Origin of the sequence: Acidovorax sp. 106, from assembly GCF_003663825.1 — a bacterium.
GTDB lineage: Bacteria > Pseudomonadota > Gammaproteobacteria > Burkholderiales > Burkholderiaceae_C > Acidovorax.
In genome coordinates, this window is record NZ_RCCC01000001.1 from 635971 (window position 1) to 646626 (window position 10656).

Annotated in this window: 11 protein-coding genes, 1 tRNA gene and 2 pseudogenes; 2 read left to right on the forward strand and 12 right to left on the reverse strand. The window is 57.3% G+C overall.

The window, feature by feature from the left end; genetic code table 11:
• Positions 1-7: 7 nt before the first annotated feature.
• The 9 genes from C8C98_RS02780 to rpsO all read right to left on the reverse strand — a co-directional run bounded on the left by C8C98_RS02780 (position 8) and on the right by rpsO (position 6723).
• The gene (locus C8C98_RS02780) at positions 8-616 is read right to left on the reverse strand and encodes an NADH-quinone oxidoreductase subunit C (protein WP_121455978.1); all 609 of its coding nucleotides are present in this window, start codon (positions 614-616) and stop codon (positions 8-10) included.
• A gap of 10 nt (positions 617-626) precedes the next feature.
• Entirely contained in the window at positions 627-1106 is a 480-nt protein-coding gene (locus C8C98_RS02785; RefSeq protein WP_007849129.1) for an NADH-quinone oxidoreductase subunit B family protein, read from the reverse strand.
• Between the two features lie 27 nt (positions 1107-1133).
• Complete coding sequence (locus C8C98_RS02790; protein ID WP_121453043.1) at positions 1134-1493, reverse strand: NADH-quinone oxidoreductase subunit A; 360 nt, start codon at positions 1491-1493, stop codon at positions 1134-1136.
• A 69-nt stretch (positions 1494-1562) separates the two neighbouring features.
• Positions 1563-1647: transfer RNA gene (locus tag C8C98_RS02795), tRNA-Leu, on the reverse strand.
• Between the two features lie 116 nt (positions 1648-1763).
• Entirely contained in the window at positions 1764-2129 is a 366-nt protein-coding gene (gene secG, locus C8C98_RS02800) for a preprotein translocase subunit SecG (RefSeq protein WP_121453044.1), read from the reverse strand.
• Positions 2130-2164: 35 nt separating this feature from the next.
• Positions 2165-2914 (reverse strand): triose-phosphate isomerase, encoded by a 750-nt coding sequence (tpiA, locus tag C8C98_RS02805; protein WP_121453045.1) that lies wholly within the window; start codon positions 2912-2914, stop codon positions 2165-2167.
• Positions 2915-2916: 2 nt separating this feature from the next.
• Positions 2917-3903: an NAD(P)H-quinone oxidoreductase gene (locus tag C8C98_RS02810; protein ID WP_121455979.1), complete on the reverse strand. Its 987-nt coding sequence runs from the start codon at positions 3901-3903 to the stop codon at positions 2917-2919.
• A gap of 126 nt (positions 3904-4029) precedes the next feature.
• Complete coding sequence (gene pnp / locus C8C98_RS02815; protein WP_099656385.1) at positions 4030-6249, reverse strand: polyribonucleotide nucleotidyltransferase; 2220 nt, start codon at positions 6247-6249, stop codon at positions 4030-4032.
• Between the two features lie 207 nt (positions 6250-6456).
• The gene (gene rpsO, locus C8C98_RS02820; protein ID WP_005793232.1) at positions 6457-6723 is read right to left on the reverse strand and encodes a 30S ribosomal protein S15; all 267 of its coding nucleotides are present in this window, start codon (positions 6721-6723) and stop codon (positions 6457-6459) included.
• Positions 6724-6903: 180 nt separating this feature from the next.
• Between rpsO and C8C98_RS02825 the strand changes: the two genes are divergently transcribed.
• Together C8C98_RS02825 and C8C98_RS02830 are read left to right on the forward strand one after the other, a co-directional pair.
• Positions 6904-7197: a hypothetical protein gene (locus C8C98_RS02825; protein WP_233574432.1), complete on the forward strand. Its 294-nt coding sequence runs from the start codon at positions 6904-6906 to the stop codon at positions 7195-7197.
• A 151-nt stretch (positions 7198-7348) separates the two neighbouring features.
• Positions 7349-7624: pseudogene (locus C8C98_RS02830) on the forward strand (transposase); the annotation flags it as partial.
• Between the two features lie 14 nt (positions 7625-7638).
• On the opposite strand, the gene C8C98_RS02835 reads toward C8C98_RS02830, so the two are convergent.
• The 3 genes and pseudogenes from C8C98_RS02835 to ribD all read right to left on the reverse strand — a co-directional run bounded on the left by C8C98_RS02835 (position 7639) and on the right by ribD (position 10615).
• Positions 7639-8393 (reverse strand): IS5 family transposase gene (locus tag C8C98_RS02835; RefSeq protein WP_121453046.1). Its coding sequence is split into 2 segments (ribosomal slippage): positions 7639-8060 and positions 8060-8393, totalling 756 coding nucleotides; the frame shifts between segments, so codons are not numbered across the junction.
• Between the two features lie 103 nt (positions 8394-8496).
• Positions 8497-9256, reverse strand: a pseudogene (locus C8C98_RS02840) (IS5 family transposase).
• A gap of 249 nt (positions 9257-9505) precedes the next feature.
• Positions 9506-10615: a bifunctional diaminohydroxyphosphoribosylaminopyrimidine deaminase/5-amino-6-(5-phosphoribosylamino)uracil reductase RibD gene (gene ribD, locus C8C98_RS02845; protein ID WP_255423192.1), complete on the reverse strand. Its 1110-nt coding sequence runs from the start codon at positions 10613-10615 to the stop codon at positions 9506-9508.
• Positions 10616-10656: the final 41 nt, after the last annotated feature.

Sequence of the window (10656 nt, forward strand, 5' to 3'; positions counted from 1 at the left end):
AAGCGACTCAGTGCAAACCTCCGTACTTGTCTTCGCGAATGATGCGAGGCGTGATTTCACGGGGCTCAATAGACACAGGCTCGTACACCACGCGACGCTGCTCAGCGTCGTAGCGCATTTCCACATGGCCGGACAGAGGGAAGTCTTTACGGAACGGATGGCCGATAAAACCGTAGTCCGTCAGAATGCGCCGCAAATCGTTGTGACCGTCAAACACGATGCCAAACAAATCAAAGGCTTCGCGCTCATACCAGTTGGCTGAATTCCAGAGCTCTGCCACAGAGGCGACCACGGGAAAGTCGTCGTCCTGGCAAAACACCTTCACGCGCACGCGCTGGTTCAGGCTGACAGACAACAGATGGGAAACGACGCAATAACGCGCACCTTCGTTAACCACATCGGCATACGCAGAATAGTCAACACCGCACAAGTCCACCAATTGCTCAAAGCGACAGGCTTGGGCATCACGGAGTGTGCGCATAGCATCCAGATAGTCTGCCGCGGCAACGACGACAGTCACTTCACCCAAAGCCACAGTGATCTCGCGAACCTTGGCTCCCAAGGCTGCAGCGATGTTGTCTTTGAGTTTCTCGGGCCGAATGGCAACAGCAGTCATCATCAACCCTTCAGACGCGAGCAATGGTATTGGTGCGGCGGATTTTTTGTTGCAGCTGGATGATGCCGTAAATCAACGCTTCAGCCGTTGGGGGGCAACCAGGCACATACACATCCACAGGAACGATGCGGTCACAACCGCGCACCACAGAGTAGCTGTAGTGGTAATAACCGCCGCCATTGGCACACGAGCCCATCGACAGCACCCAACGTGGCTCTGACATCTGGTCGTACACCTTGCGCAAGGCTGGTGCCATCTTGTTGCACAGTGTGCCAGCCACGATCATCAAATCGGATTGACGCGGACTGGCGCGAAACACCTCCGCACCAAAACGACCAATGTCATAGCGGGCCGCCGCCGCATGCATCATCTCTACCGCGCAGCACGCCAGACCGAAGGTCATGGGCCACAAAGAACCGGTTTTAGCCCAATTCACCACCGAGTCATAGCTGGTGGTGATGAAGCCTTCCTTCATCACGCCTTCAATCATCGCATTCGTCCTCTTATTGAAGCTCGATCATTCCCAATCCAACGCGCCTTTTTTCCACTCGTAGGCAAAACCCACAACCAGAATGGCCAAGAAGATCGACACCGCCACGAAGCCAGTCATCCCCACCTCATGCAGCGTCACCGCCCAAGGAAAGAGAAACGCAATTTCAAGATCGAACAGGATGAACAAAATGGCCACGAGGTAGTAGCGCACATCAAACTTCATGCGCGCATCTTCGAAGGCCTCAAAGCCGCATTCGTAAGGGGAGTTTTTGGCCGCATCTGGACGATTGGGGCCCAGCACATAACCAAGAATCAAGGGGACAACGCCTACGGCGATGCCAACCAAGATGAACAAAAGGACGGGGAGGTACTGATCGAGGTTCATCTTGAGGATGCTCACCGCTGTAGCCCGATCCGTCAAAATTTTACAAATTTTGCGGACAGGCTTTTGTTTTGGTGCCGTCGGCGAGACTCGAACTCGCACAGCTTTCGCCACTACCCCCTCAAGATAGCGTGTCTACCAATTTCACCACGACGGCTGTTGTTGCATGTCTGAATGGCATGAGGAACCATGAAGGTTTTGGCTTTCCAGACAATCCGGAATTCTACTCCGGAAAAACCCTGCACAAAGAACAGGGCGTCAATTTAGTGCGGATTATTTTGTCGGAATCTGGGCCGCACCAGATGCTGGCACGACAGGGGGCGCAGGCACAACATCCACGCCACCCGAAGCAGGCGCAACCACAGCAGGCGTCTCCAGCACGCTACCAGAACTGGCTGGGCGGGCATTGCCAAAATAGGCCAACGCCAACGTGGAGACAAAGAACACAGCCGCCAAGACTGCCGTGCTGCGCGACAAAAAGTTGGCGCTGCCACTGGCACCAAACAGACTGCCGGAAGATCCACTACCAAATGCAGCCCCCATGTCAGCACCCTTGCCGTGCTGAACCAGGATCAATCCAATCATTCCCAATGCCGCCAGCATCTGCACGGCCAAAATCACATTCACCAAAACACTCATTTTCACTCCTAATTGAATAGCTTATAGCGCACAGCTCATTGGGCCGCAGCGATGATCTTTAAAAAATCTTCCGACTTGAGCGAGGCGCCCCCCACCAACCCGCCATCAATGTCTGGCTGTGCCAGCAACTCTGCGGCATTCGCGGCATTCATGCTGCCACCATAAAGAAGACGAACCCGGTCTGCATGCGCACTGGCAGCCGCCAATTGCGCACGCAGCACAGCATGCACTTGCTGCGCCTGCTCAGGAGATGCCGTGCGCCCCGTACCAATCGCCCACACAGGCTCGTAGGCAACCACGATTTCACTGATGCAATGCCCATTGACATGGATGACGGCGGCCAACTGGCGCTTGACCACAGCCTCCGTCTGACCCGATTCGCGCTCTTGCAGAGTCTCCCCAACGCAAACAATCGGGACAATGCCCACAGCCAGGGCTTGACGGGCTTTTTCAGCCACTACGGCATCTGATTCACCATAGTATTGACGGCGCTCGGAATGGCCCACGAGCGCATAGCGCACATCGAACTCCTTGAGCATGCCCGCAGCCGACTCACCGGTGTACGCACCCGATGCATGCGCAGACACATCCTGCGAGGCCACGGCAATGGGAGAGCCCGCAGTCAAAGCCTGCACCTGCGCCAGATAGGGAGCGGGCACGGCCACCGCAATATCACAACAAGACGGCGCCGAAGCCAGCCCCGCAAGAAGGCCCCGGACGAGCCCCTCGTTGGCCGCCAAGCCGCCATTCATCTTCCAGTTGCCTGCAATGAGTTTCTTTTTCATGATTACCAGGTCAAAACAATCTTGCCCGTGTGCTGATTGGACTCCATGAGCGCATGGGCATCGGCCGCCTCACTTGCATCAAACGTGCGATAGATCACCGGACGCACCTGCCCCAACGCGATCAGAGGCCACACATGCTGGCGCAAGGCTTGGGCAATGGCTGCTTTGAACTCTACCGATCGGGGCCGCAAGGTAGAGCCCGTGACAGTCAGCCTGCGGCGCAGCACCAGCCCTGCATTGAAGGCACTTTTGGTGCCGCCTTGCACAGCAATGATGACCAGTCGGCCATCTTCCGCCAGGCACTCCACCTCGCGGGCCACGTAATCACCGGCAACCATGTCCAGCACAACGTCAACGCCGCGCTGCCCAGTGATGCGACGCACCTCTTCCACAAAATCCTGGGTGCGGTAGTTGATCGCATGGGAAGCGCCCAGCGCCACGCAAGCGGCACATTTCTCATCACTGCCTGCTGTGGCCATCACCTGAGCACCCCAGGCCTTGGCCAACTGGATGGCCGTGACGCCAATACCACTTGTGCCGCCCTGCACCAGAAGCCACTCGCCCGGTTGCAAACGCCCCCGGTCGAACACATTGCTCCACACAGTGAAGAAGGTCTCAGGCAAGGATGCCGCTTCGATGTCCGTAAGCCCCTCAGGCACAGGCAGGCACTGCCCCACAGGCACTACGCACCACTGGGCATAGCCACCACCCGCCACCAAAGCACAGACCCGATCCCCGAGCTGCAAGCCCGCCAAAGCCAAAGCCTGCACATCGCCAGACTCAATGACACCCGCGACCTCCAACCCCGGAAGATCAGAAGCACCGGGCGGTGGCGCGTAGTGCCCAGCCCGCTGCAAGACATCAGGACGATTGATGCCGCTGGCACTCACCCGTATCAGCACCTCACCCACACCAGGCACCGGCACAGGGCGATCCCCTAGGCGTAGCACACCAGGTGCTCCGAACGAGGATATCTCTACAGCACGCATGAGGCGCTCAGTCATAAGTCGGTACGTTGTAGATAATTTAAGCCTCTAACGCCTATCAAATAAGCGGAAGAAGCTATAAATTCAATAGCAAACCACTTCAATTTACGGACCCGGAGGTCCGATAAATCACTGCTGTTGCTGCTCTTGCTGTTGTTGTTGCTCGGAGGGCTGGCGACCGCCATCACGACCGTGGTCACGGCGTGGCTCACGGTCACCGCGCTCAGCGGGCGCAGGGCGGTCACTGCCACCAGCAGGGCGGTCCGCCAACACCTTCATCGACAGCTTGATGCGACCCTTCTCATCGGTCTCCATGACCTTGACCTTGACGATCTGGCCTTCGGTCAGGTAGTCACCCACGCGCTCAACGCGCTCGTGGGCGATTTGGCTGATGTGCAGCAGACCGTCCTTGCCAGGCAGCAGATTGATCAACGCACCGAAGTCCAAGATCTTGGTCACTGGGCCTTCGTAGATCTTGCCGATCTCAACTTCGGCCGTGATCTGCTCAATGCGCTTCTTGGCCTCGTCCGCCTTGGCGGCATCCGTGGCGGCAATGGTGATGGTGCCGTCTTCGTCGATGTTGATCTGGCAGCCAGTTTCTTCGGTCAGCGCACGGATCACCGAGCCACCCTTGCCGATCACGTCACGGATCTTCTCGGGGTTGATCTTCATCGTGTAAAGCTTGGGCGCAAAGTTCGACACTTCGGTCTTGGCTTCACCCATGGCTTCCTGCATCTTGCCCAGGATGTGAATGCGCGCTTCCTTGGCCTGGGCCAGGGCAACTTGCATAATTTCCTTGGTGATGCCTTGGATCTTGATGTCCATCTGCAGTGCGGTGATACCGGCTGTGGTGCCCGCCACCTTGAAGTCCATGTCGCCCAGGTGATCTTCATCGCCCAGGATATCGGTCAGTACGGCAAAGCGGTTGGCATCCTTGATCAAGCCCATGGCGATACCCGCCACGTGCGCTTTCATGGGCACGCCAGCATCCATCAGCGACAGGCAGCCACCGCAAACCGAAGCCATCGACGAAGAGCCATTGGATTCGGTGATTTCCGACACCACACGCATGGTGTAGGGAAACTCTTCCTTGGTAGGCAGCACAGCCACCAGAGCACGCTTGGCCAGACGGCCGTGGCCGATTTCGCGGCGCTTGGTCGAGCCCATGCGACCCACTTCGCCAGTGGCAAAGGGAGGCATGTTGTAGTGCATCATGAAACGGTCTTCGTACTCGCCAGCCAGCGCATCGATGCGCTGTGCATCACGCTCGGTGCCCAGCGTAGTCACAACCAGCGCCTGGGTTTCGCCACGCGTGAACAGCGACGAGCCATGGGCGCGAGGCAGCACACTGCCGCGGATTTCGATGGGGCGCACGGTGCGCGTATCACGGCCATCGATACGGGGTTCGCCCGCCAGAATCTGGCTGCGCACGATACCGGCTTCAATATCAAACAGCATGCCTTCGACCTTGACCGCGTCGAATTCAACGCCATCGGCCTTCAACGCAGCCATCACGGCGGCATAGGCTTCGCGGCACGCTTGGGTGCGGGCTTGCTTGTTGCGGATCTGGTAGGCAGCGCGCAGCTTGTCGTCAGCCAGTGCAACCACCTTGGCAATCAGGGCTTCGTCCTTGGCAGGGGCTTCCCACTGCCACACAGGCTTGCCCGCATCACGCACCAGTTCGTGAATGGCGTTGATGGCCACATTGCCTTGCTCATGGCCAAACACCACGGCGCCGAGCATGATTTCTTCGGACAGTTGCTGTGCTTCAGATTCCACCATCAGCACTGCGGCTTCGGTGCCCGCCACCACCAGATCCATCTGCGAGTTCTTGCGCGCAGTCTGGCCGGGGTTGAGCACGTATTCGCCGTTGATATAACCCACGCGTGCGGCACCGATGGGGCCGTTGAACGGAATGCCCGAGATGGCCAGGGCGGCGCTGGTAGCGATCAGGGCTGCGATGTCGGCATCCACCTCAGGATTCAGCGAAACAGTGTGGATCACCACATGCACTTCGTTGAAGAAGCCTTCTGGAAACAGCGGGCGGATCGGGCGGTCGATCAGGCGGCTGGTCAGGGTTTCGTGCTCGCTGGGCTTGGCTTCGCGCTTAAAGAAGCTGCCGGGGATCTTGCCTGCGGCGTACGTTTTCTCGATGTAGTCCACCGTCAGGGGGAAGAAGTCCTGGCCGGGCTTGGCCCCCTTGGAAGCCACCACGGTGGCCAGCACCACGGTGTCATCAATATTCACTAGCACGGCACCCGAGGCCTGGCGGGCGATTTCGCCAGTTTCCATGATGACGGTCTTGTCGCCCCATTGGAAGGTCTTGGTGATTTTGTTGAAAATGCTCATGTTCAGCTCCTATTTTGATAGCTGGTAGCGCTCTACCAGATTGTCTTGGAGGGCAATTCAGAACACGATGCCATTCCAGGGAACCTGCACACCAATCCATGGCGGCAACTTCATTGGAATGACACAGCTTCGCTCCGTTTTGCGACTCCGAAGTAAAAAACGCCTGAGCTAGCGGACTAACCCAGGCGTTTTCGCATGCAATGAAAATTACTTGCGCAGACCCAACTTGGCGATCAGCGCGGTGTAACGGTCAGCGTCCTTGGCCTTCAGATAGTCCAGCAGCTTGCGACGACGGCTCACCATGCGCAGCAGGCCACGGCGACCATGGTGGTCCTTGGCGTGTGTCTTGAAGTGAGGAGTCAGTTCGTTGATGCGGGCCGTCAGCAGGGCCACTTGCACTTCTGGGCTACCAGTGTCATTGGCAGCACGGGCGTTCGCCTTGACGACTTCGGCCTTGATGGAGGATGCAATCATGTTTTTTCCTTTGATATGCCCATCTTGATGGGCTTGATTTTGACTTGCGCAAACAGCCGGAAAAGCCGTGAGCGTGCGCCCCGCACAATGCAGAACAATCGGTATTATACAGAGCGCCCCACTCAGACCGAGTGACCAACTCTTTGACCACAACCCAAGAGCACCAAGGAGCTGCACACCATGGAAATTTCAATGCAAAGCAGACACTCCAAGCAGATGTCTGCAGAGAAAAAATACATCTGGCTTTCGCTTTTCCTTGCATCTGCACTGTTTGGAAGCATTCCTGCAAGAGCTGCAGAAGCTGATGCGACGACCAAAGCAAAGACCAGCCAAAGCAAAAGGGGCACGACCGTCAAACACCAACCCGTGCGCAGCACGTCTGAGGAGACTACCGCACAGCGTGATCGGCGCCTCAGCCGAGAATGCAAGGGACGCCCGAATGCTGGAGCATGCCTAGGGTATGCACAGCGCTGACACCATATATCAATTCGCCCACAAAACTAGGGTCTGTTGAGAATCACCGAGAGTTGATAACCGCTGCAGCCAGAAGGATCACAGCCGAGAAGCTGAATGGCCCCGAGTTTCGAGGAGGTCGATTGGTTTAAGTCAGGTCACCACAGTAGCACGCATGCCCGACGAGACCACTATCATGCGTTTACATCATCTGCTGGAGAAGCACCAACTGCCCCCCCAGGTGCTAGCCACCATCAATGCTGGACTGGCCAGGCGGGGCATGATGCTCAAGACCGGCACCATCGTGGATGCCACCATCATTGCCGCGCCCAGCTCGACCAAGAACAAAGAAGGTGAGCGAAACCCTGAGATGCACCAGACCAAGATGGGCAACCAGTGGCGCTATTACATGAAGGCGCACATTGGCGTGGATGCCGACTCTGGACTAGGGCGTGTTGAGAATCAACGGGAGTTGATAACCCCAGCTGCGAGATAGATCATCGCTGCGAAGCTGCTATCCGTCTTGTCGCTGCGCATTGCGATACGTTTGAACTCCTTGAGCTTGCAAAAGAAGTTCTCGATCAAGTGACGCCATTTGTAGACCTCCCGGTCAATCTCCAGCGGTGATCTCCGACGTGGCATCTGTGAGATCACCACCTGTGCGCCGCGCTTGTCCAACTGCTGGATCAGCCAATTCACATCGAAGGCCTTGTCGGCAAGCAAGGCATCAAAGCGCACATCGGCAATCAGCTCTCTGACCCCTTTGGTGTCGTGGCGCTGCCCTGGCATCAAGACGAACTTCACCAGATTGCCCAATGCATCCGTCAGCGCCAGTATCTTCGTGGTCATGCCGCCCCTCGAGTGGCCTATGGCCTGGCCCGAAGTCCCCCTTTTGCCCCCTGGCCGTGCCGATGCACTTTCACAATCGTGGCATCCACCATCGCATATTCCATGTCCGGCTGCTCGCTCACTGCATCGAACAGACGTTGGAACACATCGGCCTTAACCCAGTCTCTAAAGCGTTTGAACACCGTGTTCCACTTGCCGAACTCTGGCGGCAGGTCTCGCCAGGGGCTGCCTGTGCGGGCAATCCACAGCACTGCCTCAACGAAGCGGCGGTTGTCTGTGCCGCTGCGTCCAGGATCACTTGGCTTGCCAAGGCATTGATGCTCCATTTTGGCCCATTGCTCGTCTGTCAGTACCCATCGAATGCTCATGCGCCTATTGCATCACAGCCCTCCGAGCCGTTGTGCTTGATTCTCAACAGTCCCTAGGGCGTGTCATCAATCAAATCCGATGGTGTGATGGGGTTGCTACCGCTCAGGCCAACCACACCATGGATGCCACCAGATGGATGGCCCCCAGGAAGTTGCGAGCGGTTTTGTCGTAGCGCGTAGCAATGGCCCGGTACTGCTTCAAGCGTGCGAAGAAGTTCTCGATCAGATGCCGAGCCTTGTAGAGATCACGGTCATATTCGCGCGGCTGTTTGTTCGTCACCCGGGAAGGAATGACCACTGCCTTGCCCTTGTCCAGGAGTGGTTCGATCAGCCGGGCCTGGGCATCGTAGGCTTTGTCGGCAATGACGGTCTGCGCGGGGTGTCCTTTAGCAGAACATCGGCTCCCTTGAGATCATGGGCCTGCCCTGGTGTGAGAAGAAAGCCTGTCGGGTTGCCCAACGCATCGACCGCGGCATGGATCTTGGTGCTCAGGCCGCCTCTGCTGCGTCCGAGGGCCTGTTTGTCTGGATCCCCCCTTTTGCACCTGCGCTGTGCTGGTGGGCGCGCACGATGGTGGCATCAATCATGGCGTATTCGTTGTCCGCATCCTGCGCCAAGGCCTCGAACACACGTTGCCATACGCCGCTATGGCTCCAGCGCGAGTGACGGGTGTGCACGACGCGAAAGTCGCCGAAACGGGCAGGCAGATCCCGCCAAGGAATACCTGCACGGTAGCGGTACAGCACGCCGTCCACGAACAGTCGATTGTCTTTTGCAGTGGCTCCGGGCTGCCCTGCCTGTCCCGGTAGCAGGTCTTTGATGCGATCCCACGGCCCATCACTGAGGGCATATCTTTTACTCATCGTGTTCACTTGGCGCTGGGGCTGCAACTTTCAACTGCAGGGGGATTGATTGATGACACGTTCTAGCAATAGCTGCGGCTATCGCTGCGTTTTGCGCCTTGCAGCCCATCCCGATCCGAAGCGCCCACTTTCCGCTCGATTCGCGCAGAGGATTCCTAGCAGGGGCTGGTATTGAAATCCCAAATTCAGATCTGCACTCTCAAGCACCAAAGCCTCATACTCGACATTAAAAATGGGAAGTACACCCCCTCAAAACTCTTCAGCCGCACTAGCCCGAGCTACCAATCGCAGATCATCACCAACGCTCGCGATCGACTTAAAACTGAAACTTGGAGCATTGTCAAGCTCGGCAATGGGACGCATGCGAGCAATACCGAGCCCAGCCCCCAGAAGTTTAGGTGCCACGTACATCAAGAGCTCATCAACACACCCAGACCGCAAAAGCGCTCCATTGAGCGTTGCGCCAGCCTCGACGTGTAACTCATTCACGCCGCGAATTGCTAAGTCATTCAACACGGCACCCAAATCAACCTGCCCCTCTGAGTTGCCAGCCCAGTACACGGCCGCGCCAAGCCCCTCCAACTGCTGCAACTTGCACCCATCTGTACTGGCTGTATATATTAAGACCGTCCTATCCACATCAAATAGCGCCGCATTCGGCGATATGTGCAATTGACTATCGACCACGACCAACATAGGCTGGCGCGGCGTCTGCACTTCACGAACACTCAACCGCGGATCATCAGCCAGAACAGTTCCAACGCCGGTCAGCACTGCGCAAGAACGAGCGCGCCAAGCGTGGCCGTCAGCACGCGCTGCAGGTGACGTAATCCATTGACTGACTCCACTTGGCAAGGCTGTAAACCCATCCAACGACACAGCCACCTTCAATCGGACCCAAGGACGCTTTCTTATCATTCGGCTGAAAAAGCCGATGTTGAGCTCACGCGCAGCTTGTGCACCAACGCCCACGTCCACCATGACACCTGCGGCACGCAAACGCTCAAAACCGCAGCCAGCCACGAGAGGATTGGGGTCTGCAATTGCCGCCACAACCTTACGCACACCCGCCTCAATCAGGGCATCACAGCAAGGCCCCGTGCGACCATGATGAGAGCAAGGCTCCAGCGTTACATAAGCCACGGCACCATGCACCGAGCGCCCCCTGCAAGCGGCGTCGCGCAACGCCATGATCTCTGCATGCGGTCCGCCCGCCATCTGCGTCCACCCCGAACCGATGACCTCACCATGCTCGTCCACCAAAACACAACCGACCCTTGGATTGGGCGAGGTAATAAAAAGTGATGCATGAGCACAGTCGAGTGCCTTTCGCATATAGGCCTCATCGGAGAACTCCAAATCTGTCACAACATAAACTCCAAATGCCTTCGAATAGAAAG

Coding starts and splice junctions, on each gene's coding strand:
- C8C98_RS02780 (WP_121455978.1), bottom strand. CDS start 616: ATGACTGCTGTTGCCATTCGGCCCGAGAAACTCAAAGACAACATCGCT.
- C8C98_RS02785 (WP_007849129.1), bottom strand. CDS start 1,106: ATGATTGAAGGCGTGATGAAGGAAGGCTTCATCACCACCAGCTATGAC.
- C8C98_RS02790 (WP_121453043.1), bottom strand. CDS start 1,493: ATGAACCTCGATCAGTACCTCCCCGTCCTTTTGTTCATCTTGGTTGGC.
- secG (WP_121453044.1), bottom strand. CDS start 2,129: ATGAGTGTTTTGGTGAATGTGATTTTGGCCGTGCAGATGCTGGCGGCA.
- tpiA (WP_121453045.1), bottom strand. CDS start 2,914: ATGAAAAAGAAACTCATTGCAGGCAACTGGAAGATGAATGGCGGCTTG.
- C8C98_RS02810 (WP_121455979.1), bottom strand. CDS start 3,903: ATGCGTGCTGTAGAGATATCCTCGTTCGGAGCACCTGGTGTGCTACGC.
- pnp (WP_099656385.1), bottom strand. CDS start 6,249: ATGAGCATTTTCAACAAAATCACCAAGACCTTCCAATGGGGCGACAAG.
- rpsO (WP_005793232.1), bottom strand. CDS start 6,723: ATGATTGCATCCTCCATCAAGGCCGAAGTCGTCAAGGCGAACGCCCGT.
- C8C98_RS02825 (WP_233574432.1), top strand. CDS start 6,904: ATGGAAATTTCAATGCAAAGCAGACACTCCAAGCAGATGTCTGCAGAG.